26 protein-coding genes and 1 tRNA gene are annotated in these 26,517 nt (G+C 43.6%); 13 read left to right on the top strand and 14 right to left on the bottom strand.

What is annotated here, in order from left to right; all coding sequences use genetic code 11:
- Genes EWE74_RS13635 through EWE74_RS13645 form a run of 3 tightly spaced genes read left to right on the top strand, consistent with a single transcriptional unit; the run spans position 1 to position 3,367 of the window.
- Positions 1–1,569, top strand: coding sequence for a RagB/SusD family nutrient uptake outer membrane protein (locus tag EWE74_RS13635; protein ID WP_239018661.1), 1,569 nt, complete (start codon positions 1–3; stop codon positions 1,567–1,569).
- Positions 1,569–1,946: a metallophosphoesterase family protein gene (locus EWE74_RS13640; protein ID WP_130142071.1), complete on the top strand. Its 378-nt coding sequence runs from the start codon at positions 1,569–1,571 to the stop codon at positions 1,944–1,946. Before EWE74_RS13635 ends, EWE74_RS13640 begins: the two co-directional genes overlap by 1 nt.
- Positions 1,883–3,367, top strand: coding sequence for a hypothetical protein (locus EWE74_RS13645; protein ID WP_206365234.1), 1,485 nt, complete (start codon positions 1,883–1,885; stop codon positions 3,365–3,367). Before EWE74_RS13640 ends, EWE74_RS13645 begins: the two co-directional genes overlap by 64 nt.
- 91 nt (positions 3,368–3,458) lie before the next feature.
- Here the strand turns inward: EWE74_RS13645 and EWE74_RS13650 are convergent, their stop codons facing one another.
- The gene (locus tag EWE74_RS13650) at positions 3,459–3,677 is read right to left on the bottom strand and encodes an AAA family ATPase (protein ID WP_130142073.1); all 219 of its coding nucleotides are present in this window, start codon (positions 3,675–3,677) and stop codon (positions 3,459–3,461) included.
- A 341-nt stretch (positions 3,678–4,018) separates the two neighbouring features.
- On the opposite strand from EWE74_RS13650, the gene EWE74_RS13655 reads away from it, so the two are divergent.
- The 3 genes from EWE74_RS13655 to EWE74_RS13665 all read left to right on the top strand — a co-directional run bounded on the left by EWE74_RS13655 (position 4,019) and on the right by EWE74_RS13665 (position 6,992).
- Positions 4,019–4,984: a helix-turn-helix domain-containing protein gene (locus EWE74_RS13655; protein WP_130142074.1), complete on the top strand. Its 966-nt coding sequence runs from the start codon at positions 4,019–4,021 to the stop codon at positions 4,982–4,984.
- A 657-nt stretch (positions 4,985–5,641) separates the two neighbouring features.
- On the top strand, positions 5,642–6,250 hold the full coding sequence (locus EWE74_RS13660; RefSeq protein WP_130142075.1) for a hypothetical protein: 609 nt from the start codon (positions 5,642–5,644) through the stop codon (positions 6,248–6,250).
- A gap of 70 nt (positions 6,251–6,320) precedes the next feature.
- On the top strand, positions 6,321–6,992 hold the full coding sequence (locus tag EWE74_RS13665; protein ID WP_130142076.1) for a hypothetical protein: 672 nt from the start codon (positions 6,321–6,323) through the stop codon (positions 6,990–6,992).
- Between the two features lie 81 nt (positions 6,993–7,073).
- Here the strand turns inward: EWE74_RS13665 and EWE74_RS13670 are convergent, their stop codons facing one another.
- The 3 genes from EWE74_RS13670 to EWE74_RS13680 form a co-directional block, all read right to left on the bottom strand.
- Positions 7,074–8,282, bottom strand: a complete 1,209-nt coding sequence (locus tag EWE74_RS13670; RefSeq protein WP_130142077.1) for an ATP-binding protein — start codon at positions 8,280–8,282, stop codon at positions 7,074–7,076.
- 118 nt (positions 8,283–8,400) lie between these two features.
- Complete coding sequence (locus tag EWE74_RS13675; RefSeq protein WP_206365235.1) at positions 8,401–9,576, bottom strand: beta-ketoacyl synthase N-terminal-like domain-containing protein; 1,176 nt, start codon at positions 9,574–9,576, stop codon at positions 8,401–8,403.
- Positions 9,546–9,995 (bottom strand): acyl-CoA thioesterase, encoded by a 450-nt coding sequence (locus EWE74_RS13680; RefSeq protein WP_130142078.1) that lies wholly within the window; start codon positions 9,993–9,995, stop codon positions 9,546–9,548. Before EWE74_RS13680 ends, EWE74_RS13675 begins: the two co-directional genes overlap by 31 nt.
- 92 nt (positions 9,996–10,087) lie before the next feature.
- Here EWE74_RS13680 and EWE74_RS13685 point away from each other — a divergent pair, with 92 nt between their 5' ends.
- Together EWE74_RS13685 and dcd are read left to right on the top strand one after the other, a co-directional pair.
- A complete protein-coding gene (locus EWE74_RS13685; protein WP_130142079.1) occupies positions 10,088–11,050 on the top strand; it encodes an isopenicillin N synthase family dioxygenase in 963 nt (320 codons plus the stop codon).
- A gap of 10 nt (positions 11,051–11,060) precedes the next feature.
- Positions 11,061–11,597, top strand: a complete 537-nt coding sequence (dcd, locus tag EWE74_RS13690) for a dCTP deaminase (RefSeq protein WP_130142080.1) — start codon at positions 11,061–11,063, stop codon at positions 11,595–11,597.
- A 29-nt stretch (positions 11,598–11,626) separates the two neighbouring features.
- On the opposite strand, the gene prfB is transcribed toward dcd, so the two are convergent.
- Positions 11,627–12,704 (bottom strand): peptide chain release factor 2 gene (prfB, locus tag EWE74_RS13695; protein ID WP_130142081.1). Its coding sequence is split into 2 segments (ribosomal slippage): positions 11,627–12,643 and positions 12,645–12,704, totalling 1,077 coding nucleotides; the frame shifts between segments, so codons are not numbered across the junction.
- Positions 12,705–12,799: 95 nt separating this feature from the next.
- Here prfB and pgi point away from each other — a divergent pair.
- Positions 12,800–14,446: a glucose-6-phosphate isomerase gene (gene pgi, locus EWE74_RS13700; protein ID WP_130142082.1), complete on the top strand. Its 1,647-nt coding sequence runs from the start codon at positions 12,800–12,802 to the stop codon at positions 14,444–14,446.
- Positions 14,447–14,506: 60 nt separating this feature from the next.
- Here pgi and EWE74_RS13705 read toward each other — a convergent pair whose 3' ends face one another.
- From EWE74_RS13705 to EWE74_RS13725, 5 genes are all read right to left on the bottom strand, one after another.
- A complete protein-coding gene (locus EWE74_RS13705; RefSeq protein ID WP_130142083.1) occupies positions 14,507–15,646 on the bottom strand; it encodes a TlpA disulfide reductase family protein in 1,140 nt (379 codons plus the stop codon).
- Between the two features lie 49 nt (positions 15,647–15,695).
- Entirely contained in the window at positions 15,696–16,481 is a 786-nt protein-coding gene (locus EWE74_RS13710) for a TPM domain-containing protein (RefSeq protein WP_130142084.1), read from the bottom strand.
- A 37-nt stretch (positions 16,482–16,518) separates the two neighbouring features.
- The gene (locus tag EWE74_RS13715; RefSeq protein WP_130142085.1) at positions 16,519–16,953 is read right to left on the bottom strand and encodes a TPM domain-containing protein; all 435 of its coding nucleotides are present in this window, start codon (positions 16,951–16,953) and stop codon (positions 16,519–16,521) included.
- 8 nt (positions 16,954–16,961) lie between these two features.
- Positions 16,962–17,540: a LemA family protein gene (locus tag EWE74_RS13720; protein WP_130142086.1), complete on the bottom strand. Its 579-nt coding sequence runs from the start codon at positions 17,538–17,540 to the stop codon at positions 16,962–16,964.
- A 279-nt stretch (positions 17,541–17,819) separates the two neighbouring features.
- The gene (locus tag EWE74_RS13725) at positions 17,820–19,361 is read right to left on the bottom strand and encodes an NAD(P)/FAD-dependent oxidoreductase (RefSeq protein ID WP_130142087.1); all 1,542 of its coding nucleotides are present in this window, start codon (positions 19,359–19,361) and stop codon (positions 17,820–17,822) included.
- A 119-nt stretch (positions 19,362–19,480) separates the two neighbouring features.
- Here EWE74_RS13725 and EWE74_RS13730 point away from each other — a divergent pair.
- Positions 19,481–19,553 (top strand) — tRNA-Gly (locus EWE74_RS13730).
- A gap of 159 nt (positions 19,554–19,712) precedes the next feature.
- On the opposite strand, the gene sufD is transcribed toward EWE74_RS13730, so the two are convergent.
- The 3 genes from sufD to sufB are packed head-to-tail and all read right to left on the bottom strand — an operon-like array spanning position 19,713 to position 23,307.
- Positions 19,713–21,020 (bottom strand): Fe-S cluster assembly protein SufD, encoded by a 1,308-nt coding sequence (sufD, locus tag EWE74_RS13735; protein WP_239018662.1) that lies wholly within the window; start codon positions 21,018–21,020, stop codon positions 19,713–19,715.
- 48 nt (positions 21,021–21,068) lie between these two features.
- A complete protein-coding gene (gene sufC / locus EWE74_RS13740) occupies positions 21,069–21,827 on the bottom strand; it encodes a Fe-S cluster assembly ATPase SufC (protein WP_130142089.1) in 759 nt (252 codons plus the stop codon).
- A gap of 28 nt (positions 21,828–21,855) precedes the next feature.
- Complete coding sequence (gene sufB / locus EWE74_RS13745) at positions 21,856–23,307, bottom strand: Fe-S cluster assembly protein SufB (RefSeq protein WP_130142090.1); 1,452 nt, start codon at positions 23,305–23,307, stop codon at positions 21,856–21,858.
- A gap of 330 nt (positions 23,308–23,637) precedes the next feature.
- On the opposite strand from sufB, the gene EWE74_RS13750 reads away from it, so the two are divergent.
- Together EWE74_RS13750 and EWE74_RS13755 are read left to right on the top strand one after the other, a co-directional pair.
- The gene (locus tag EWE74_RS13750; protein ID WP_130142091.1) at positions 23,638–24,108 is read left to right on the top strand and encodes an Lrp/AsnC family transcriptional regulator; all 471 of its coding nucleotides are present in this window, start codon (positions 23,638–23,640) and stop codon (positions 24,106–24,108) included.
- A 16-nt stretch (positions 24,109–24,124) separates the two neighbouring features.
- Entirely contained in the window at positions 24,125–25,201 is a 1,077-nt protein-coding gene (locus EWE74_RS13755) for a DUF6695 family protein (RefSeq protein WP_130142092.1), read from the top strand.
- Here EWE74_RS13755 and ung read toward each other — a convergent pair.
- Positions 25,198–25,869 carry a uracil-DNA glycosylase gene (gene ung, locus EWE74_RS13760; RefSeq protein WP_130142093.1) on the bottom strand — a complete coding sequence of 224 codons (672 nt, stop codon included), beginning with the start codon at positions 25,867–25,869 and terminating at the stop codon, positions 25,198–25,200. The two genes, EWE74_RS13755 and ung, sit on opposite strands and share 4 nt — an antisense overlap.
- A 106-nt stretch (positions 25,870–25,975) precedes the next feature.
- Here ung and EWE74_RS13765 point away from each other — a divergent pair, with 106 nt between their 5' ends.
- Positions 25,976–26,515: a DUF2892 domain-containing protein gene (locus EWE74_RS13765; RefSeq protein WP_130142094.1), complete on the top strand. Its 540-nt coding sequence runs from the start codon at positions 25,976–25,978 to the stop codon at positions 26,513–26,515.
- Positions 26,516–26,517: the final 2 nt, after the last annotated feature.

Consider the following 26,517-nt stretch of genomic DNA (forward strand, 5'->3'; position numbering starts at 1 on the left):
ATGATGCAGATAATATTGAACATAAAAAGTTATGGCTACGCCGCTATGCTTGCAGGCATGCTCTTGCTGGGCAGTTGCCAGAATTTTCTTGAACTTGCTCCGGAAGATCAGGTTTCGGGCGCTAGTTTCTTTCGTACAGAGGTTGATTTTATGCAGGCGCTCCATGCAGCGTACAATCCATTACGGACGGTCGGGCCCGATTATTATACATCGGAAATGCGCTCAGACAACACGCATTATGAGTATAATCCAAACAATCAGGGAACAGCTATCTATATGCGGCAGGACATTGCTGATTTTACGAACAATTCGAGCAACGATTATTCGGCCGCGATGTATTATGATAATTACCAAGGTATATCACGCACCAATGTACTGATAGATCGCTTATCAGCGGCGGATATTCCCGCAGCAGCCAAAGAAAAAATGGAGGGTGAAGCACGGTTTCTCCGGGCCTTTTATTATTTCAAGCTCGTGCGTTATTTTGGTGGTGTACCGCTATATTTAACTGAAGTTGCAGACGAAAGTCAGGCTTTTAAGCCGCGGGCATCCGTGGATGAAGTCTACACGCAGATCGTTGAAGACGCCTCCAAAGCCGTCGATTTGTTGAAACAACCCGAGAAATTTCCACAATCGGGCTATGCATCCAAAGGCGCGGCAACAATGCTGTTGGCAGAAGTCTATGCGACACGAAAACAATATGCAGAAGCCGAAAGTCTGCTTTTGACCTTAGAAAACATGGGCTATGATTTGCTGCCCAATTATGCAGACGTCTTTTCTACCGACCAAAAGAATAGCAAGGAATCTATCTTTGAAGTGCAGTTTAAGGAAGGCTTAAATACGGGCGTGCAGAGCAACTTTATTTATGTCTTTCTTCCGCGCTGTCACAATACAGCGACTATTACTTATGGTGTCGCCACCAACAATACGTCGAACAACGGCGGAGGATGGAATACACCTACACAGGAGATGATTGCGGCTTACGAAGAGGGTGATACACGCTTGGAGGCTTCGATCGGAATGGCGGAAGGAACGTACGATGCAAGTAATTATTTTAAACTGGAGGCTGACAAGAGCGTGGTAAATTATGTGGCGCCTGACGGTAAAATAGGGGTACCTTACATTAAAAAATACCTGAACCCACATGCTAACCCCAACAATACGGATGATAATTGGCCGGTATATCGCTATGCAGATGCTTTATTGTTATTGGCCGAGGTGCAGAATGAGCAGGGAAAGAATGCCGCAGCACTGGTACACCTGAACCGCGTTCGCCGCCGTGCGCTGCCACAGGCCGAAGATCTTCGGGTAACGGATAAAACACAGCTAAAGGAGTTGATTTTAAAGGAAAGGCGCGTAGAGCTGGCCTTTGAAAACCGGCGCTGGTTTGATTTGCTTCGGAGCGGAAAAGCCGTAGAGATCTTAACGACAAATGCCGCCTGGATGAAACAGCATTATCCCTATCTATCTACCGAATCGTATCAGATAGCGGAGGAAAAACTGCTTTACCCGATTCCTTTTGCCGAAATCGGGGTGAACCCCTTGTTGGAACAAAATAAAGGTTATTAATGAAACGAAACTATATAAGCTACACGGCGGTGCTGACCTTTGCATTCTTTGCGACGGTGATGAAGCCATTACATGCACAGCGTGCAGCCGCACTTGAACACCCAGTGGCAGACCAGCCTTTTTCGATTGCCATTATTCCGGATACGCAATATAATACCAAAGAAAGTCAGGGTGGATCAAACGATTTATTTGATGCACAGATCGAATGGATTCTCACGAATCGCGAAAAAGAAAATATTGCTTATGTCATCCACTTAGGCGATATTACCGATGATGGAGACCAAGCGCCTGAACAATGGGAGAGGCAAAGGTTATGTACAAGCTGGAGAAACCGCAAGAAGGACTGCCTCATGGTATTCCCTACGGGATGGCTGTAGGCAACCATGATCAATACCCGAGCCAGTTTGCAGCTTCCGGTCATACCGCATTGTACAACAAATATTTTGGTGTTTCTCATTTTGAAGGACGTGCCTACTACGGTGGACATTTTGCGCAGGACAACGACAGCCATTATGATCTTTTTTCGGCCGGGGGAATAGATTTTATAGTCATTTATATCGAATACGATGCCTTTGATGAGCAACAGGATGAGATGAACAATTGGGCTGCTGAATTGTTGGAACGATACGCGGATCGCAAAGCGATCGTGGTAACACATTATACGTTGTTCTTGAACCCGGTGGCTGGAACAAATCTCAACGGCCGTGCGCCGTTTGGAAAGCAGGCTGAACGGCTTTATCACCGAATTAAATCCCATCCTAATCTTATCATGATGATGGGCGGACACGTGGGGGACAATGGGGAAGGGTATCGGCAGGATACTTATAACGGCCATACGGTGAAGAGCTTTTTGTCGGATTACCAGAGTCGGCCTATGGGCGGTAACGGTATGATGCGCCTGATGCGGTTTGATGTCGCATCGGATCTGGTGCATGTACGCTCTTTTTCACCTTATTTTGATTATGAAGAGCTAGATGGAGATTCTAATTTTAAAGTACCGTTCCTTCGGGAGCCCGCCGCCACAAGGGTATACGATTTTAATCTGGACGGCCGGTCGGACGTCATGAAATTCCAGTCGGGCAATTGGTTTGACCGTAACGGAACGCTGCTTTTCTCTCATTGGAATGCTGGCGGAGTGCCGGCAGCATCGTATTTTGAAGGTGGAGGGCAAACACTTCCGGCGGTATACAACCTGCAAAAAGCGGTGTATACGCTGCAAAACGGTCAGCAAGTGGCTTTGGGCGAACCGAATGCCATACCCGTTCCGGCGGATTATGACGGCGATGGAATAGCAGACCTGGCCGTTTGGAATCCGACTACAGCGATATGGTCAACACGAGGGCAGGCGGATGTGAAGCACGGCTGGGCAGCGTCAACGCCTGTCCCGGCTGATTACGACGGCGATGGGGCGGCAGAAAGAGCTGTGTGGCGCTGGAGTAACCAAACTTGGTATATTGCTCAGGTAGGAAATGTACCTTTTGGAGAACCGGGCGATGTACCGGTACCGGGCGACTACGATGGGGATGGGAAAGCCGATATTTGTGTGTGGCGGCCCACTACCGGCGAATGGCTTATACATGGGGCACAAAAATCGGTAAAACTGGGTAAACAGGGGGATTTGCCTGTACCAGGAGACTATGAGGGTATAGGTCGCGTACAGTTTGCGGTATTTGACCCGGAAAGGAAGGCGGTCTTACTGGAAAGTGGTCATGTCATACCAATGGATGCTGCAGTAGCAGAAATTGTCAATTTACCATTCGCCATCAAAACATATTACCTTGATTTGTTAAAGAAGTAATACTTCTGTGCTGTAAAGCTATAAAAAACACCTGGGAAGCGTATTCCCGGGTGTTTTGCTTATATGACATCAACCTGACTACCTCCATCGGTCATTTAATATCCGAAAATGCTAAATCCTCTTTATTAATGTATATAATGTGGGCATCAGCGTTCGCGGCTTTAACCTCATCCATAAGTTGAAATAACAGGTAGCTTTTTCCCACACGTCTCTGCCCAGTCATGACCTTAATCAAATTCTTACCAATAAAAGGTCTAATGCGGGTGAGATATATCGGTCTGGAAATAATATCAGGTTGCAACAGCTCCATTTCTATAGTTATAAGTTAAACTTGATTTGTAAAATCAGCAAATTATAAACATAACTACAACTTACCTATGTTTTAAAAAACCTTATAGCAAAGATTTGAAAGTATATTTTCGACCAACTGAAGTCTCAGCATTACAAAAGATGATTATAACACTATTTCCATTTTAAGCCAACTAATTAGCAACCGTCTATATACTTCTTATATATCCAAGAACATATCCTGCACGAACCCTTTTATAGCAAGCCCGAACCTCATTTGGTCGAGAAAACATAAAAATTGAAGTAAGAATCGTTCATATTTACCTGAAAAACTACTATCTTAGAGCAACACAAATTATAACCATGCTCGATAAAAACTCTGTTCACGTATGGAAAGAAACCCTGTCGGCCAAACCCGCCACGCGGGAGACGTTCAAAGGGATGCATCTCGCGGTGCTGCATCAGGCAACGCGACAGAAGCTAGGTGAACACCTTTTACATATCCAATTTGAAACACATGATTTTATACTCTGCGAGCTAAAAGGACGGCCAAACGAGTTGACCGCTTTTCCATTGCCACAAAAAGACGAGAAAATCCTCTGGCTCGGTCTGCAATTTCAGGGTACACTATCATTTTCTACGGGGAAAGTAAGCCAGCCCAATACCATCTTCTCTTTTACGGTAAGCGAAGAAGAAAATCTCCTAACAGTTGCTGTTGAAAAACAATGGATGCTACTTCTGGGCATTACCGGAGCATCGCGGCAACAGCTTATGGCCGAGCAGCCGAAGCTGCGAGAACAGTACAATCCGCAACAAAACGGTATCATGGCGGCGGTTACCATTTCTTACTACGAACGGAAGGTATTGGAACAGTTTTCCAAAAAAACATTCGGCCCGTTTACAACCGTTCACCATGTCGGGTTGGCACTGGGCGAGCTGTATACCGCCTATATGCAGCAGTTGGATAAGCAAGGAGGGCAGGGCAAAGAAGAAGGATTGATCCAGCTTTATCACCGCGCCATCAGCTACATTACCGAGCATTATATGCGTGCAGATCTCAATCGGGTGACCATTGCCGAGGCGCTACATTGTTCCACGCGAAGCCTTAGCCGGGCATTCGAAGGACGCACTCCAAACTTAAATTCATCTATTCTTTTGATACGCCTGCATAAAGCGCGCGAACTATTAAAGCAAAAGCCCGAACTCTCTGTGGAATATATTGCCAGCATGCTTCACTTTCCTCATGCACAACATTTTACTAACCGGTATAAGAAACATTTTCATCGGACACCCCGGGAGGAACGAAAAGCACTGATCAAGACCATGTAAACGAACTATGTCCATCATCCAACTATTTGTTAGACTGAAAAAAGTAGTGATATGGAGCAGATAACCAATTCATTTTCTTTTTTAAATAGTTCATTTGATAAATAAGTTATCATTCTCACGCTGCGAACTAGTTTCAGGGCAGAAACAACGAGTTCACTTGAGCAGCTAGCTAGTTGGTGCTAGAGACAAACTACCTGTTTCTTTAAAAGAGTTACCTTTTCTACCAAAACAACTACCTATCCTACCGTGCAAAGTAGTTATTCTATATTTCTACATACTTCTTCTACTGGAGCAACGACCTATTTTTTCCCACGAACTACTTCACAGGACAGAGCAACTACTTATTTTTATCAACCAACTACTCATTTTGGAAAAACAACTACTAGTCCTGGAAAAATAAGTAGTTAAATTATACGTCTTATTTTTCACTCACCTTGACCAAAAACCAGCCCTAAAAAGGCCTACAACCCAATTTTCACCCAAAAAAAGAAAGGCAACAATGTTCGTAAAGATGCGCTTTTTCGCCAAGAAGTTTTTCGTACCCCCCTTGAAATTGGCGAAAATACGCACCTTTTGCCTGTTTTTGTACCGCATCTTTGTACTGTACGTACAACAGGAGTAATTAACAATTTTTCAAACACTAAAAAAAAAAGAAAAATGACAAAACCAAATTTTAGATGCAAAAACGCAACGGAACTATTGCGTTATGCAGAACAGATCTTTCAAAAGATGGTAGAGAATGAGGAGATGTTTACCGATCCCGTTCCGAGTTTAGAAACACTGGAAAACAGTTTGACAGCGTATCGTGCGGCATTTGCTGAAGCGTCTTTCCGCGACCAGCGCGCCGTTATCCTCAAAGGTCAGGTGGGGAAAGAATTGCAGGAAGTTATCTACCGCCTTTCGCACTATGTAGATGCGGTGGCGCAAGGCAACCCCGCTATCATTGTTGCAGCCGGATACCGGCCTTCGGAAAGCAACACCAACCGTATCGACCGGACACCCAAAGCGGAAAACGTACGGGTATCACATATCCAAGTGGGACTGGGCATCATCCGCGTTCGGGTGCAACCATGGACTCCGGCACGATTATACCGCTATGAATACCGCAAGAAGGGAACAGAAGCGTGGACAGGAGTACTGCACAGCAAATCGACCATCGAGCTGCGCGATCTGGAGAAGCTGCAGGAATATGAGTTCCGGGCTTCCTACATCGGTCGGGACATTGAACTAAACTTCAGCGATACCGTCACGGCACTAGTCGTCTAGCACAACACGTAGAGACGCCGTGTATGGCGTCTCTACTTTAATTTGTTTATCTTTACAACATCTTATTATCATGGAAATAACAACGCAATCCCACCCGCTACGCACCATCACGCTACGGTTTGACCGCTCGAAAACAGCACCGGAGTTTGAAATACTTGCATTACAATACTATCAGGAGATTCACGAGCGCACCTGGGAAATGAAGCAGCGGATAAACAAGGGAAGGCTGCCGATAAGGGGCTTCTGTATCCAGGTCGAAGAACTGGAAGGCCTGCTGGAGGAGGCGAAAGCCAAATTTAAACATCTACAGGCGGCGTACGAAACCAATCCGTATAAGCCTACCATCCGGATACAGCTGATACGGATGCTGGCGGAGATCCATGCTTTCATGGACCGGTTTTTACCCGAGCTGGTAACGTTGACTAAAGACTATTACGGTGATGAAGAATATCTCTTCGCACAGGACAAATGGATGGAGGATACGGCTTTTCCGCAATTCCGGACCATCTTCGAAAACTACGACGATTGCTCGGTAGACATGGTGTTCTTTGATGAAGACCTTGACGACTTCAAGGGATCACTGGGCCTCGTCCGAAAACAGCAAGGAAGATACTACGATGAGATGGATGCCCTGGTTGATAGCTATACGGATCTGAATGAACGGCTGGAGGATTTTTTTGAAGCTGTAGACAATTTTGATCAAACACTCTGGACACCAAGACCCCTACATGTAAGAAAGTAACGCTATCTGTACAGCGGCTACGCTTACAGGGTAGCCGTTGTTTTTCTATCTATATACGAACGTTCGTGGTTGTTCAGGATTCTACAATTCAATTCGGTTTAAAAACTCCCGCAAATGGAGTTGTTCCACACCTTTATAATTAGTGCCTGAACTAAAGCTATCCAGCGTAACTACGTATTTTCTGTAATTATTTTCAATTTTCAATAAGTTGCCAAATTCCCGTTCTTTTGTTTTCTCGTCGTGCAACATATAAGCCACCTGTATGTAGATTTTGCTATCATTTTTTATACCGACAAAATCTATTTCCAGATTATCCAACTTACCAATATAAACTTGATAATTATGTATTCGGAGGTGTTGATAAACAGCATTTTCCATTAATTTGCCAATATCATTTACAAATTCAAGATGTTGCTTACAGTTCCGTAGCCCTAAATCTTCAAAGTAGTATTTGTCTCCGATTTCAAATTTTTTCAGACCTTTCACATCAATACGTTGCACCTTATTAACAATGTACGCGTTGCTCAATGCTTTCAAGTAATTGATAATCAGGTTTACGGAAATATCTATCCGTTGCGATTTCAGAAATTTATGGATATTATTCGCCGAAAACAGACTCCCTACATTATCGGCCACATAATCGGAAAGTGTTTCCAGAAAATCTACATTTCTGATATTTTCGCGGCTGACAACATCTTTGAGCAATATGGTAGAATACACATTCTTAAGATACTCGAACGCAACTTCGTCCGAGAGTTCTAAACGGGAAAGATGTGGCAACCCACCATACGTTAAAAATTTCTGTAAAGAAAGATCAGTATCTTCAAGCCCATGAAATTCCAGAAACTCTGCATAACACAAGCTGTGTATCCTAAACTCCACGTAGCGTCCGGATAAATAGGTAGATAATTCGCTGGACAACATTTTTGCATTGCTCCCGGTTATAAAAATATCACATTGTTCCTTTGCCTGTAGACTTCGTAACGTATTTTCAAAATGCTCGATATCCTGAACCTCGTCTATAAATACATAATTTGAAGCGGAATGTATCAAATGTCCCTGAATGTAATCGGAAAGATCGTCATCTGTTCTGATCGTTTTGAATTCGTCCTGTTCCTTATTGATATAGATGATATTTGCACCCGGATTGTCTTTTTTTATTTCATTGATCAGCTGAAACAAAATATAACTCTTCCCGACACGTCTTTGCCCGGTTAGTACCTTTATAACGCCTTTATCAATAAATGGACGAATGCGATTTGTATATAAATTCCTATTGATGAGTTTCATTTTTATTATATATAGCTTAAAAACAACATAAAAATAGGTTTTTTATTAATTATACACAATAAAAGTAAAAAAACCAGAAATCTATTGACTATACCTAATAAAAATAAGCTTTTGGCTTTTAAGCTAAATCGATTGTTTTTTCGATGATCATCGCTGCGTTAGTTCCCCCAAAGCCGGAAGCCGTCTTTAAAAAGCGGGTCATTTTTACATAGTCTGTTTGCTGAATAATATTTAACGGCTGAGACACCCCCAATGTTTCAAATCCTTTCGTTGGAATCAACGTCTCGAATTGCAGGCACATCATCCCAACAATTGTTTCGAGCAATCCAGCAGCCCCCAATGTATGTCCGAAATATCCTTTCAGACTATGCAGCGGAACATTTTGAAGCCCGAGCCGATTAAAGGCAATCGCTTCCATTTCATCGTTGTACAGGGTCGCGGTTCCGTGTGCCGAGATGAAGTCTATATCTTTTATATCGATGTTTGCTTCTTTTCCAGCGCGCAAAACACTTTGCACAAGCCCCTCGCCGGTTCGGGATGGTCCCGAAATATGATGCGCATCGTTTATGGCCGCTTCGCCTAAGATCTTAAACTCACCTTTTTCTTTAGAAACATATACACAAGCAGCGGCTTCGCCCAGGGACAGCCCTGCCCGATCTTTATCAAAGGGTCTGCACGGGTCCCGACTCACCGCTTGGAATGCTTCGAAACCAGCTAAAACAAATTCGCTGATGGTATCTCCGGCGAGCACCACCGCATCGTCGTACTGCCCCATCTGGATCAGCCGCTTGGCAACCGATAAAGCCAACAAACCGGATACACAGGCCTGCGACACAATAATAGGTTCGGTTTGGATGCCCAATACCTTCGCCATTTTCTTCGCCAATACCGGCAGCTGCGCATCTGCTGTTCTCCCCTCCTCCAAAAAAGAAACATTTCCTTTCGTCGTCGCCAATACCAGCGCCGTCCGGGCGGAGGGTACGTGTTTATCAACAACCGGTTTCGCCGCATTATATAACAGCTGCTCCAATAAGGTACTGTCTTCCGCAAGTGGCAACAAGTACTGCGCCTCATCCACATCAAATTTCGAAGCATGTATCAGCATATCCCGGCCGACATCATTCATGAAAATGCTGCTCCTTCCCATCAACAGCGTGCTCCAATGGCACAACCAATCAATCACAAAGGGCTCGGCGGCAGAATGCCGTATGCCACCCATCGGCGTGACAAAGTTCTTTCCGTGTATATATATCGGATCAAACATCATGACAACAACCCCACCTTTCTTTTCCAATCCAAGATAAAATCGGGAACGTTTAACACCAGATTATCGCCTTTATCCAAGAAAACTTGAATGGTTTCCCCTTCACAGACCAACTGTTCTTTACTGTTATAGACTTTAAACCGAAAGATCATTTTGGCCGCAGGGGTATCTAGATAAGAGGTCACAATGCGTGCCGTATCCCCATATCGCAGGGGCAACTTATGTGTACAGGTTGATTTCACAATAGGCGTGGTATACCCGGCTTTTTGTACGGTCCTGTAATCGATACCGTAACTTTTTCCAAAAGCTTCTCTCCCTTGCTCAAAGTAGAGGATATAATGCCCATGCCATACGATACCTAGAGAATCTACTTCGCTAAAGCGCACCGGAATGTCAACCGTTTCTGTCAGCCCGGACTCCACATAAAATTGTTTTCTTCTTTTTATCATATTCGTCATGACCTGTCAAAATAAGTATCGGTTCAAAGCAGTCATTTCTGTATAGCAAAGGTATAATTTTCTTATCTTTACAGAAAAAAGCGATGGCATTAATAAACATTCCCCGGTTGGATTTGCTTCAATATACGCAGGGTAGTGCGGAAGAACAAAGACAATTTGTACAAGATATAGGAAAGGCATTTAACGAAACGGGATTCGTAACCATCGCCAACCATGGGTTGAGCCAAGAACTTATCGATGAACTTTATGCCGTTGTAAATGCTTTTTTTGAGCTCCCGGAAGCAGTCAAACAGAAATATGAATTTCCGGAGTTAGCCGGACAACGGGGATATACCTCCAAAGGAAAAGAGAAAGCAAAAGATGCACATACGCCGGACTTAAAGGAGTTTTGGCAACGCGGACAAACCATCGTAGGCGAAGATTACTCGAAAACGGATTTCCCAGATAACATCATCGTGGAAGAATTGCCTCGATTCAACGAGGTGACAGGCGAGGTGTACAAAAAATTGGAAGATGCCGGACGTGCCTTGCTGAAAGCCATCGCCTCGTATTTAGATTTGGAAGAAGATTATTTCGAAAAATTTGTCATCAACGGCAACTCTATTCTGCGAGCGATCCACTATTTCCCGATCGAAAATCCAGACACGATCCCTGCTGATGCCGTTCGTGCCGGCGCCCATGAGGACATTAATTTAATCACCTTACTGATCGGAGCCAGTGCAGATGGTCTGGAAGTGTGGACCAAAGATGGGGCATGGTTTCCGATCAAAGCGAAAGGAGAAGATATCGTCGTCAATGTGGGCGATATGTTGCAACGGCTAACGAACAATAAACTCAAGTCTACCACCCATCGTGTGGTAAATCCACCACGAGAACTGATGAAGACCTCCCGTTATTCGGTGCCGTTCTTCCTGCATCCAAAGGCTTCCATGAGCCTAACGTGTTTGGAATCTTGCATTTCTGATGCTTATCCAAAGGCTTATCAGGATTACACCGCCGGACAATATTTGGATGAACGTCTGCGGGAGATTGGATTGAAGATGTAATAACAAAACCATGATATTATCAGATAAAAGAATTCTAGAAGAAATAGATAAGGGCTCCATCGTGATCGAACCTTTTGACAGAAAATGCCTGGGGACAAACTCATACGATGTTCACCTGGGCAAGTATCTGGCCACCTACAAAGACGATGTACTCGATGCTAAAAAGCATAACGAAATTGCACATTTCGAAATACCGGAAGAAGGATTTATTCTACAGCCGGGCAAACTTTATTTAGGAGTGACACTAGAGTACACCGAGACACACGGACACGTTCCTTTTCTGGAAGGGAAATCCAGCACAGGACGTTTGGGAATTGACATCCACGCGACGGCCGGTAAAGGGGACGTGGGGTTTTGCAATACATGGACACTGGAAATATCCGTCGCACAGCCCGTCCGGGTCTATGCCGGCATGCCGGTAGGGCAGCTTATTTATTTTGTTGTAGATGGCGATATCGAAACCTTGTATAACACCAAAGGAAACGCTAAATACAACCATAAAACCATCCGCCCGGTAGAGAGCATGATGTGGAAAAATGCATTTTAAAAAAGAAGGCGTCTAAATAGACGCCCCTTTTAGAATTCCATTAAATACGCTTTCAAAAACACGTCGAGATCACCATCTAACACCGCTTGGGTATTGGAGGTTTCTACATTTGTGCGTAGATCCTTTATCAATTTATATGGATGCAATACGTAATTTCGGATCTGCGATCCCCATTCTATCTTTTTCTTAGAACCTTCGATAGCGGCTGTTGCTTCCTGGCGCTTACGCATCTCGATCTCATAAAGCTGGGATTTCAATAAACGCAATGCATTTTCCTTATTCTGAAGTTGTGAACGCGATTCCTGGTTCTTAATGATGATACCTGTCGGTTTGTGGTGTAAGCGAACAGCCGTCTCCACTTTATTTACGTTTTGACCTCCGGCACCACCGGCACGAAACGTGTCCCATTCGATGTCGCCATCCTTTATCTCTATTTCAATATTATCATCCACCAGGGGATAAACATATACGGAAGCAAAGGATGTATGCCGTTTCGCATTGGAATCAAATGGGGAGATCCGAACCAAGCGATGGACACCATTTTCCCCCTTCAGATAGCCATAGGCAAAGTTTCCTGAAAATTGCAGTGTTACGGTTTTAATCCCGGCGACATCGCCTTCCTGATAATCCTGTTCCACGACTTTGCACCCGTGTTTCTCGCCCCACATGATATACATACGCATCAACATAGCGGCCCAATCGCAAGATTCGGTACCACCAGCTCCGGCTGTAATCTGTAAAATAGCGTCAAGCTGATCTTCTTCGGAGCTGAGCATATTTTTAAATTCTAACTCCGCGACTTGCTCCAACGCGAGCTCATATTGCTCATTCACATCTTGTTCGCTCGCATCACCAGACTGAAAAAATTCATACATCACGCCAACATCATCGACTACGGCCGACACGGCATCGAAATGCTCGGTCCATAGCTTTATATTCTTAATCTCGTGCATGACCTTTTCCGCCGCTTTGGGATTATCCCAAAAATCAGGCTGTAAGGTGATTGCTGTCTTTTCTGTTATCTCTGATTTTCGTGCATCGATGTCAAAGATGCCTCCTCAGGGAGCCTACTCTATCCCTCAAGTCTTGTATTTGTTCTTTGGTCATGCTCAAAAGTAAAATAAAACCTTCATGAATCCTAATTCAGAAAAGAAGACAAAAAAAACTATCTTTGGTTTATTAACAAATAAACGAATACGTATATGTTTCCAAACGTAGATTTTACGACCACACAGGCTTACAAATACCTGGCAGATCATTATATCTCAATTAATGAGAAATCGTTAAAGCAGTTATTCGCCGGGGATCCACAGCGCTTCGAGAAATTCTCTTTAAACTTGGGGGATATTCTATTAGATTTTTCAAAGAATAGGATAGATGATGAGACCTTGGCACTGCTGATACAGCTTGCGAAAGAATGCCAACTGGACGACGCGATCAATGCGATGTTTGCCGGCGAAAAAATTAACCAGACCGAAGGACGACAGGTGTTGCATACCGCATTACGCAACCAGTCTAGCGACCCTATTATCGTCGACGGCGAAGATGTGATGCCTAAAGTAAGGGGCGTACAGGCGCAAATGAAAGATTTCACCAACAGGATTCTTTCGGGGGAATGGAAAGGTTATACAGGCCAGGAAATAACAGATGTCGTGAATATTGGCATCGGGGGTTCCGATTTGGGACCAGTGATGGTAACCGAAGCGTTAAAAGCTTACAAAACACGGCTAAATATGCACTTTGTATCCAATGTCGACGGTACGCATATCGCGGAAACATTAAAAGGATTAAACCCGGAAACGACCTTATTCCTTATCGCTTCCAAAACGTTTACCACTCAAGAAACGATGGCAAATGCCCAATCTGCAAAAGATTGGTTTTTGAAAGCGGGTGCTAAAGAAGCCGATGTAGCCAAACACTTTGCTGCGCTAAGCACCAACGAGAAGGGCGTAGCTGCTTTTGGTATCGACACCAAGAATATGTTTGAATTTTGGGATTGGGTAGGTGGTCGCTATTCGCTATGGTCCGCAATCGGACTGTCCATCGCCTTGGGTATTGGCTATGATAATTTTGAGCAACTGCTGGAAGGTGCCTATGCTGCGGATATACACTTTAAAGAAACAGAATTTGAACAGAATATTCCGGTAATACTCGCTTTATTGGGTGTGTGGTACAACAATTTCTTTGATGCAGAGAGCCATGCCATTTTACCGTATGATCAATATATGCACCGCTTTGCGGCCTATTTCCAACAGGGCGATATGGAAAGTAATGGTAAGTATGTCGATAGAAACGGTAATCGGGTGGACTACCAAACAGGGCCGATTATCTGGGGTGAGCCGGGTACGAACGGACAACATGCGTTTTATCAGCTCATCCATCAAGGCACTAAATTAATTCCTTGTGATTTTATCGCGCCTGCGGTTTCTCATAACCCCCTCGGCAATCACCATCAATTACTGCTATCTAACTTTTTCGCACAGACGGAGGCCCTCATGAACGGAAAGACAGAAGAAGAGGTAGTCGGTGAGCTGCAGAAAGCTGGAAAAACGGAAGCAGAAATTGCGGCCTTGAAAAATTTCAAGGTATTTGAAGGCAACCGTCCAACCAACTCCTTCCTGCTGAAGAAAATCACACCGTACACTTTAGGCTGTTTGATCGCCTTGTATGAGCATAAAATATTTGTTCAGGGCGTTATCTGGAATATATTCAGCTTCGACCAATGGGGCGTGGAGCTCGGCAAACAACTGGCGAATAAGATTCTTCCTGAATTGGAAAACGATGAACCGGTACATGCACACGATGTCTCTACTAATGGCTTAATCAATCAATATAAAGCCTGGCGATAAAAAAATATAGGGGCTGCATCCTTATGGACAGCCCCTATGTTTATATTTATTTTTCGAAAGCTAATTTAATATCTCCTGTAGCTTTTGCTCCAACGCAGGCCCTCTTAGATTCGAAGCCACAATTTTTCCTTCTGGATCAATTAAATAGTTCTGCGGAATACTCCTGACAGCATACAGCTCCACAACAGGTGAATTGAAATATTGTAGATCGGATACATTCGCCCATTGCCCAAGGTTATCCTCGTTTATGGCCCTTAACCAATCCGCTTTCCTTCCGGGACGATCAAGCGATACGCCCAAAACCGTAAAATCTTTATCTTTAAATTTGTCAAAAGCGGCAACCACCGTTGGGTTTTCATACCGGCAGGGACCACACCAACTCGCCCAGAAGTCAACCAATACATATTTACCACGTAACGAAGAAAGAGAAAGTTTATTACCAACGGTATCGGGCAATGTAAAATCGGGCGCAACTGCTCCAACAGCAAACTTTTCCATGCTCGCTATCTTTTTCTCCAGTCGCTTTCCTAAATCAGTTGCCTTTAAACTGTTTGACATGCGTTCATATTCCGGCTTTACCAAACTGATTAAATTTTCTGTAGACGCGATTTCATCCAAAATCGACAACGATATATAGTTATTGGGATGAGCTTTTACAAATTCTTCGTCAAGAGTATGTTGCTTTTTATAAAGCATTTCCGCTTTTGTATCCAATTCTTGGAGAAAAGCCTCATCTCGCTTTTGTTCATCTGGCGCAGCATCGTATTCAGCTTCTAAAGCGGTAAAATTCGCATATATTTCCTCTGCCAGCTTTCTATATTTGGTGTAAACGTTATTAATGGTATTTCCTTTTCCTCTGGCGGTTAAAAAATCCTTACCCTCAAATTTGACAACGCCTTGGGCTAAAAAAACGGAATTCTCCGTTGGCTTCTCTTTACTTTTCTGCAATGTGGACATGCTTTTGCCAGCATCGGCTAAAATTAGCCTGGCAGCAGTAGGTTGTGATACCGATCCATGATACTTGAATTTATTCTTTTTAACAACGGTGGAGTCTAAAACCGTTTGTCCCTTATCTCGGTATTGAATAAAAACTTTTGCTCCTTCAGGAAGTCCCTTCACTTTCCCTTTTAATGTAAAATCTTCCTGCGCAAACACCATTAGGGGGAGCACGCCTAAAAGCATCAATAATCCTTTTCTCATACTATGATAACGTGCATAGACAACAATTTGTTACAACATATAAGAATTGTTACCAACGTCCACTAGCGCCGCCACCACCAAAGCCGCCGCCGCCGAACCCGCCGAAACCTCCTCCTCCACCGAAGCCACCACTTCCTCCGAAACCGCCACCACCGCCGCCACTTCTTCCCATACCACTAAGGAGTGTCCACCAGAAAATATCAGAAGCTCCTCTACCGGTCATCACGCGTCCACCACGTCCGCCCTTACCACCACCGCCTTTCGAAAACAAGCTGATGATCACGATCGCTATAATGACAATCAAGATAACAGGAACACCTCCTCCATCTTCTCTTCGCTCTCGAGGGTCTGCTTTGTATTCTCCTTTTGTATAAGCTATAATGGCATCTGTCGCCGCATCAAGTCCTTGATAATAGTTCTGCCGACTAAAATTAGGGCGTATTTCGTTTTGGATAATCCGATGGGCTATAATATCGGGCAACACGCCTTCCATGCCGTAACCTGTTTGAATAGTGACCGCACGGTCGTCCAGGGCCGCTAACAAAAGTACGCCATTGTTGTATTTCTTTCCGCCAACGCCCCATTTTTGCCCTAACCGAACGGCGTAGTCGGCAATATCATAGCCATCTGTTGACCTCATCAAGACGACAGCAATCTGCGTTGATGTAGAGTCCTCGAATGCGAGTAGTTTTCGTTCCAATGCCTGAACTTCCGTGCCAGTCAACGTCCCCGTATAATCGGTAACCAAATGGTTCGGCGCTTCCGGTAAATTTTGTGCATAAAGCGAAAAAATCGAACTCCATAACACAAAAAACATTACTCCAATCCATTTCATGGTCGGTTTAATCAACATATATACTCGCATTGGGCTTTTAATTTGTTCCAAAATGGATATCATTCGGAAGTTCATTTACATCATCAACACCACGCGGAAAATATTTCTGCAACTGTTCTCCTACATCGTGTATCCCTTCAATTAGTCCTTGCACTATATCATTGCGGCGAAAAAAGGAAACCATCAGTTCTTTGGTTTCGTCCCAAAAATTAGCTTCTACCTTGGTATCTAGACCTCGGTCGCCTATAATGGCAAATTCATGGTCATCGATGGCCATATAAATAAGGACACCATTACGGAGACCTGTTTTATGCATTTCCAGCTCCTCGAAATAGGAAACAGCCGCATCCATCGCAGAAGTTGCTCTTAATCTTTTATCGATTACCAGCCGAATCTCGCCCGAAGTTTTGGCTTCCGCCACACTGATTGCGTGAACAATGCGGTCTTGTTCTTCTGATGAAAATATGTCCATATCAAACACTAAAATTCTACCGTAGGTGCCTTATCGGATCCTTCGGCGGCTTGAAACGTTCCTTTCGGTTTAAAGCCGAAAATGCCGGCCATAATATTATTTGGAAAGCTCCGTACCGTGGTGTTATAATCTTGAACAGCTTCATTGTAGGAACGGCGTTCTACAGAAATACGGTTTTCCGTTCCCTCTAACTGTACTTGCAATTCTTGAAAATTCGAATTCGCCTTCAAATCCGGATAAGCTTCCACACTCACTAACAATCTTCCGATGGACTGCGACAAGGCGTCCTGCGTTTGTTGGTAGTTGGCAATAGCCTCCTCCGATAGATTAGAAGGGTCAACGGTTACGGATGTAGCTTTGGCCCGTGCTTCCACAACCGCCGTCAACGTACCTTCTTCGTGTTCAGCAGCACCTTTTACCGTTGCGACCAAATTAGGAATCAAGTCTGCACGACGTTGATAGGCATTTTCTACTTGTGCCCATTTCCCTTTTACATTCTCATCTTTGGAGACCATGGTGTTATATCCACAAGAGCTGAATGACAGCGCCGTAAACAAACCTACGATTGCAATAACTAATCTTTTCATCTGTAAAATATTATTCAATTTTTATAAAAATACTAATTATCGTTCTTTTTTCCCCTAAAAAAGAACCAAAAAACTCGTCACTTCAAATGTTTTACATATGGGATAGTGCAGAAATAAGTTTGTGCAGTTGTAAAACATTTGGATGTGACCTTTTAGAGTTAAGGAGGGGTGATGCAATCTTTCAAGTGTGAATATCTGACATCGCTCAAATTTTACGGACTCCTTTATTATGGCTTCATGCGGTATCGTTGCCTGCCTATCTCAAATTTTATACATTTCTTATTGTGAGATGGCGTCAACACAATTTATACCGTCAATCGCTGCGGAAACAATCCCTCCGGCGTAGCCTGCGCCTTCTCCGCAAGGATAAAGTCCGGAAATTTCCGGGTGTTGCAGCGTTTCCTTGTTCCGTGGAATTCGGACGGGAGAAGATGTACGGGACTCAACACCTACCAATATGGCTTCATTCGTATAGTACCCCTTCATCTTTTTGCCAAAAAGCGGGAGTGCGCCCCGCAGGGCTTCATGCACGAAGCTTGGTAATACTTCGTTGAGGTCGACACTTTTTGTTCCGGGTTTATAGGAATTTTCGGGGAGCGTGTTGGATACCTTCTGCTGGACAAAATCTACCATCCGTTGTGCTGGTGCTACCAAGCTGCCCCCGCCTAAACGAAAGGCTTGCTGTTCGATATCCTGCTGAAAGCGCAATAAAGCAAAAGGATCGGATAGCGCGTTCGGCACATCCTCCATATTGATCTGGATCACCGTTCCGGAATTGGCATGTGGATTATTCCGTTTTGAGGGAGACCAGCCGTTCACCACAATTTCGTCTGGCTCCGTAGAGCAGGGGGCAATAACCCCACCGGGACACATACAAAAGGAAAAAACACCCCGCTGATTGACCTGTTCTACCAAGCTATAATATGCTGGCGGAAGGTTTTGCGGTCGCGTCGAACAATGGTATTGTACCTGATCGATAATCTGCTGAGGGTGTTCGATGCGAACGCCCAGTGCAAAAGGTTTGGCTTCAATCAACCAACCTTTCTGCCGGAAAAGATGAAAGATATCACGAGCGGAGTGTCCGGTCGCAACGATGACATGATTTGCTTCTATAGTTTCTCCGGTCGATGTACGCACCGCCTTTACCTGCCCGAAATCGACCAGGATATCATCAACACGGCAATCGAACCTGATCTCACCACCGAATTCCAAAATGGTATTCCGCATGTCTTCGATGATGTGGGGAAGTTTGTTCGTACCAATATGCGGACGAGCATCTACCAGAATATCTTCCGGTGCACCATGTTGTACAAAAATACGCAGCACCTTATCCACGTCGCCGCGCTTATCGGACCGGGTATACAGTTTACCGTCTGAATAAGTACCTGCTCCACCTTCACCAAAGCAGTAGTTGGACTCCGGGTTTACAACGCCTTCCCGGTTTATTTTAGCAAGATCGCGCCGTCTTTCCTTTACGGGCTTCCCCCGTTCGATCACGATAGGCTTCAGTCCGCGTTCCAGGCAACGGTATGCCGCAAATAAGCCTGCCGGACCTGCGCCAATAATGATGACTGGTGTGGCATCATGTACCCGCTTAATGGAATGCGAATGAATGTCCGGAATAGGTGGTTCGTCGATATAAAAAACGACCCGAAGACGATATACTACTTTGCGCCCTCGAGCGTCAATAGAGCGTTTACGGACATGATGTCCCTGTATGCGGGAACGTTCCACGTTCAGCTGTTTACAACCGAGTACGATCAGATGTTCGGTGTCCTGGATATTTTCAGGTGCTACCGCAATTTCTATTTCTTTCTGCATAGCTGTTGGCTGGGTTTTTATCCCAAAATCAATACAAAGGTAATTTCTTTTTTCGACGAAAAAAGAAACAAAGGCTATTGACAGATATATTCCGAATCACTATCTTTGTACCACCATCAGCGAAAGTAGCTCAGTTGGTAGAGCACAACCTTGCCAAGGTTGGGGTCGCGAGTTCGAATCTCGTCTTTCGCTCACAAGAGGAGCCTCTGAAAATATTCGGAGGCTCCTTTTTTGTAAATCAGGATGAGCTCTTCCCATTATATTTCCTGCAGATTTTATAGAAGGATAAACATAAAAAAGGCGTCCGAACTAAATCCAGACGCCTTTATCAATAATAATATATATGAAAAACTACTTACTCTTTTCCAATCCCTTTTCTACGAGATGTTCTATATATTGACGAACCTTCTCGTTAGAGAAACGGGAAGTAACGTCAAAGGCAAATGCGTGCACCAATAATACCCGAGCCGCTTCCTCACCGATACCACGAGCACGTAAATAGAACAAAGCATCGTCATCGAACTGTCCCATGGTACAACCATGCGAACATTTCACGTCATCCGCAAAAATTTCTAACTGAGGCTTCGTATATACGGCTGACTTGTCGCCAATAAGCATATTGTTGTTTTGCTGAAAGGCATTTGTTTTTTGGGCATCTTCACGTACAAAAATCTTACCATTGAATACCGCGGTGGATTCGTCTTGCGGAATATTCTTATACCATTCATAAGATTCGCAATGTGGTTTCATATGGTCCACGATGGTATGGTTGTCGACCAACTGTTTATCTGCCGTTAGATTAATACCATATAAATGTGATTCCACCTGCTCAGCGTCCAAGCGGACATTGATGTTATGCCGTACAAAAGACGCGCCGGGCAAATTACAGTTATAGTTATTATACAGACTATGTTGCGCTTGATAAACTTCCGTATGCATCATATAATGGCTCGTTGCATCAGCCACTTGTAGATAGTAATGTTGCACTTTCGCATGCTCTTCTACTACAATTTCTGTCACTTTGTTATGTACATTGTGTGCTGTACCGTCCATCGTAACATAGGATTCTATAATTTCCACCTCTGCATGGGGCTCAACGACGATTAGATTACGTGTCTGGGCAAAAAAAGCTTCCCCACCCATCGCGACATGCACGATGTGAATAGGTTTAGAAATCACTTTGCCTTTCGCAACCGACAAATACACCCCTGCCGTATTGAGCGCCGTGTTTAATTGCACCATCACGTTATCCGATTTATCGGCATGCTGTGCGTAGTGTTTTTCAAAGTTAGCTTCTGTATGCGCTTCGTTAATGGATTTTACCACTAAACCAATCTCTTCTTCAAGGGAGGAGAACGCCAAAACATACTGCCCGTTAATCAACACAATGCGATGGGCATCCAAACCGGGAATATTTGCTTTGTTGACATCCGCGGCGTCTGGATTTATCGAAGGGCTCAACGCATAGGTTGCATTGATGAGAGGGTGTATATTGGTATATTTCCATTCTTCGTTCTTAACAGTTGGAAAACCCTCCTGTTGAAACCGTTCAAAAGCCTCCTGACGCAAGGTCGTCAAATGTGACGGTTCTTGCGTATCGAGCTCTTGAAAACTCGAAACCAACTGTTGATATAATGAATCTGCAACTATTGTACTCATGTTCTTTTTTATCAATCCGCTATCTACTTTATCCATGGATAAATTTCGTTATGCGGTTTGCGTGTCGTATTCTTTTAGCCAATCGTAACCTTTTTCCTCCAACTCCAGCGCCAACTCTTTGGGACCGGTTTTCACAATGCGTCCGTTATACAATACGTGAACAAAGTCTGGTATGATATAATCTAACAAACGTTGGTAGTGTGTAATGACTACAAATGCATTGTTTTCAGAACGCAACTGGTTTACCCCATTGGCGACAATACGCAACGCATCAATATCAAGACCTGAATCGGTCTCATCTAAGATCGCTAACTTCGGATTTAACATCGCGAGTTGGAATATCTCGTTACGCTTCTTCTCTCCTCCCGAAAACCCTTCGTTCAAGGAACGGTTAGCGAGGTTTGCTGAAAAATCGACCAGCTTCTGCTTTTCTTTTACCAATTGTAAAAATTCTTTTGCCTCCATTGGCGGCAAGCCTTTATACTCCCGTATATCGTTTACAGCAGTCTTCAAGAAATTAATATTGGATACACCCGGAATTTCTACCGGATATTGAAACGCTAAGAAAAGACCTTCCCGAGCCCGATCTTCCGGTGATAAATCTAATAAATCAACGCCCTCCAACAATGCAGCGCCTTCCGTAACCTCATAAGCGTCACGACCAGCCAGTACATTTCCTAACGTACTTTTTCCAGCGCCGTTCGGGCCCATAATAGCATGAATTTCGCCTGCTTTGACTTCTAAATCTAATCCTTTTAATATTTGTTTACCGTCTACAGACGCGTGTAAATTCTTAACTGATAACATTTTCTTTAATTTGGAAATTTAAATATGACTACCCTACCGATCCTTCCAAGGAAATCGCCAGTAACTTTTGTGCTTCTACCGCAAACTCCATCGGCAGTTGATTTAATACCTCTTTGGCGTAGCCGTTAACAATCAAACCAACAGCCTTCTCTGGGTCAATGCCTCTTTGGTTTAGATAGAAAACCTGATCTTCACCAATCTTCGATGTTGTTGCCTCATGTTCCAACATCGCTGTACGGTTTCTACTTTCTATATAAGGGAACGTGTGAGCGCCACAACGATCTCCAATCAACAGCGAGTCACATTGGGTAAAGTTTCTTGCTTTGTCGGCATTTGGACCTATTTTCACCAACCCTCTATAGCTGTTGTGGCTCAAACCGGCAGAAATACCTTTTGACACAATCTTAGAACGTGTGTTTTTACCAAGATGGACCATTTTTGTTCCGGTATCAGCGATCTGTTTATTACGTGTCATTGCGACAGAATAAAATTCACCTACAGAATTATCCCCTTTCAGGATAACACCTGGATATTTCCACGTAATGGCAGAACCTGTTTCCACTTGTGTCCACGAAATCTTTGCATTGTCTCCTTTGCAAATACCGCGCTTCGTCACAAAATTATAGATACCGCCCTTACCATCCTTATCCCCCGGATACCAGTTCTGCACCGTCGAATATTTAATTTCCGCATCCCGTTCAGCAATCAGTTCGACCACGGCAGCATGCAGTTGATTTTCATCACGCATTGGAGCGGTACAACCTTCCAGGTAGGAAACATACGATCCTTCTTCTGCCACGATCAATGTACGCTCAAACTGTCCGGTGTTCTCCGCATTTATCCGGAAATAAGTAGAAAGTTCCATCGGACACCTTACGCCTTTCGGAATATAAACAAAGGAACCATCTGAAAATACAGCAGAATTTAAAGCCGCATAGATATTATCGGTTTGTGGCACGACCGTACCCAGATATTTCTTTACCAAATCTGGATGCTCTTGAACGGCTTCACCAAAAGAACAGAAAATAACGCCCTGCTCTTTCAACTTCTCCCGAAACGTCGTCTTGACAGAAACAGAATCAAACACCGCATCAACAGCCACCACGCCAGCTAAAACTTTCTGCTCGTCCAACGGGATTCCCAATTTTTCGAACGTCGAAAGCAACTCTGGATCTACCTCATCCAAACTTTCCAACTGTTTTTTTGGTTTTGGCGCGGCATAATAGGAAATATCCTGAAAATCCACATCCGGACTTTCAAAGTTTTGCCACGTAGGCATCTTCATCGTCAGAAAATGACGCAATGCTTTCAGCCGCCATTCTAACAACCATTCAGGTTCATTTTTCTTTGCGGAAATGAAACGAACAGTATCTTCACTTAGCCCCTTAGCGGCTATTTCCATTTCAATATCCGTCGTGAACCCGTATTTATATTCTTCGAGCTCCAGCTCTTTTAGTAATTCATCGTCTTTGGTACTCATTTCTCTACCCCTTTTTTAATTCGGCGATTCCTACCTTATTTTGGACTACAAAGATACGATTAAAAGACGACATACCCTAAGCTAACGACCGCTCTAACCTACTTTTTAGCAAAAAAAATGACAAACATCATTTTTATGCCCTTAAATGCGTATCACCAAAGTATTTTTGACATTACCATGATTCGAAATAATATTTAACAATTTCATAAAGCAAATGAAATAAATTTTATCTATAACAAATATGACGCTAGGAACTTTTTTGTTCGCCAAATAATATTCCGTACATTTACATTCTATAAAATATAATATTCACGTTAGCCGACTATAGAAATGCCATATCAACCAGATAAGACTGACTTAAAAATCCTGAAGCTTTTACAGGAAAACGGAAGGATAACTAACTTGCAACTAGCTTCAAACATTGGGCTTTCTCCCGCTCCAACATTGGAGCGCGTCCGCAAATTGGAAAACTCGGGGTTTATTAAAAGCTATCATGCGTTTGTAGATGAAGAAAAGCTGGGGCTAGGCATTAAATCATTTATACAAATATCGCTAGACTTTCATACGCATAACGCCATCCCAGAATTTGTAGAAGCTGTCAAAACCATTCCAGAAGTAACGGAATGTCACCATGTTACGGGTAATTGCGACTTTATGCTAAAGGTATACGTTAAAGACATCAAAGCATATGAAGCCGTCATTATGGAGAAAATTGCGAAAATACCATTCGTCAAAACCTTTCAGACCATGATGATCATGTCGACGAGCAAAAAAGAGCCTATCATCCCTTTAGAATATTAAACCAAAAAGGAATTTCATGCAATCAAGTATAACGTATAATGATCTAGCCCTTATTTTAACATGGCCTGATGCCACCATCCGGGGAGACGAAAAGTGGATGATGTTTTTTAAGAAAATCGGCATTGTAAAAAACTTGAATTTCAAAGTGGGCCATACGGGCATCGTTATTATTAAGCGAGAAACCGGTGAGATGCTCTTCTATGATTTCGGGCGCTACATCACGCCTCGGGGATACGGCCGTGCGCGCTCTAAATTTTCAGACCCGCGTTTAGAGATAAAACTCAAAGCCAAATTTGAAAACAACAATATTACCAACCTGGAAGAAATTGTAGAACAGTTCGAGGCCTTGAAACCCGCCATGTATGGAGATGGTGTTCTTTATTTTTCTGTCGCCCGCCATATTAACTTTGAGCTTGCAAAAGCATATGGAGATGATTGTGTTCATCAGGGAACTTTTCCTTACGGTGCTGTGGCTCGCAATAACAACAATTGTTCACGCTTTATTGCCCGCATGCTTATTCGCTCGTCCAAACAGTATACCTGGCGGCATAGTATTAATTTCCCGGAAACGATTAAGGCCAGCCCCATCAGCAATGTGGTAAATGCTGTTCCAAATCGTATGATTTACTCGTTCTCACCTGAGCAAGGATTAAAGCACTTTAGAATGAACCGTTGGCAATCCGTCGGCTTTTTGTTAAAGAAGCTGAGAGACAATGTAACACAGAAGAAAGCAAACCTTTTGCCTAACGACCTGATCATCGGCTATATGAAGTTCACTTCCAAACCTATTACGGTGCCAAGAGATGCCCAATATCTAGGTGGTGTAGGTGATGGTGCCTGGTTCAGTGTACAGCCTGCTCCAGAAGACCAGGTCATTATCAAGCGGTTCACCACAAAAGGAGAATTGGAATATGTCATTCTCGGTGAAGCAATGGAATCTTTCGATTTATCACAACCTTTTGAAATTACGTATGACAGCCATCTCCTCTTCACCCATATAAAACAGCATGGAAGAAAGATACGCATCCACCATCTACAGCGTCTCGCGAATCAGGAATATCAATTTAGCGTGCTAAAAGAACGCTTCGCTTAAATCTGCCAATCAATAGGCTTTCTGCCTTTAGCTTTTAAATAAGCATTGGCTTGGGAAAAATGCTTACAGCCGAAAAATCCGCGATGTGCGGACAGGGGTGACGGATGAACAGCTTTTAGTATCAGGTGCTTTTGCGCATCAATCAGCATAGATTTCTTTTGCGCATAACTCCCCCATAATATAAAAACTACATTTTCTAGCTTTTGAGACACCAAATGAATAATCTGATCAGTAAACTCTTCCCAGCCTCTTTTTTGATGAGAGGCTGCCTGGTGTGCTCGTACAGTAAGCGTCGCATTTAACAATAACACACCTTGCTTGGCCCATTTCGTTAAATTACCGGAAGTCGGGTATTGAAACCCCGAAATATCAGACACCAACTCCGTATAGATATTCCGCAAGGACGGGGGAAGCGCTATCCCTTCCGGAACGGAGAATGACAATCCATGGGCCTGCCCATCATTGTGGTAAGGGTCTTGTCCTAATATGACGACCTTAATATCTTCGAAAGGCGTTAGTCTAAAAGCGTTTAAAACGAGATTTTCGGGCGGAAAGACTAAGCCCTGTTTCCGTTCATCTTGCACAAAAGCGGAAAGACTACGCATATAGTCTTGTCGAAACAAAGGCTTTAAAATAGGTTCCCAACTGGGGTCATAACGTTCTGCCATAACACAAACCTAAATAAATTTTACAATTTTATCACGCAAACAAGTTGGATAAACTCCAAAATAACCGGATATTTGCCTTTAGTTTAAATTACGCAGATAAAAATATATGTCAAATATAGTTCGTATAATTCTTAGTAGCTTACTTTTGGTGGGAACGGTAGCACTATTTTGGTTCGGCCATTGGGGATGGGGTATCTTAGGAATTCTTATTACCATTCTAGCTTGGGTTACGGTATTTTTCAACGAAAATATGCTCATTGCACAGTGGTTTCTTAGAAAAGAGAACATGGCTAAAGCGGAACAGTGGTTGGGAAACATCAAGAATTATGAAAATCAACTAATCAGTGCGCAACATGGATATTATCACATGCTGTTAGGTATCCTGGAATCACAACGCGCACCTTTACAATCGGAAAAATATTTCAAGAAAGCCTTGTCACTGGGCTTACACATGAGTCATAACATTGCCTTGGCAAAATTAAGCCTAGCTGGTGTGGCCATGGCAAAACGCAATAAACGCGAAGCCGAAAAACTTCTGGCGGAGGCTAAGAAGGCGGACAAAAATAAATTACTTGCCGATCAGATCAAAATGATGAAAAATCAAATGGGATTGATGGATAAGCAACAATTTAGGTATTCCAGATAAGA

The organism is Sphingobacterium corticibacterium (genome assembly GCF_004208525.1).
Taxonomy (GTDB): Bacteria; Bacteroidota; Bacteroidia; order Sphingobacteriales; family Sphingobacteriaceae; genus Sphingobacterium; species Sphingobacterium corticibacterium.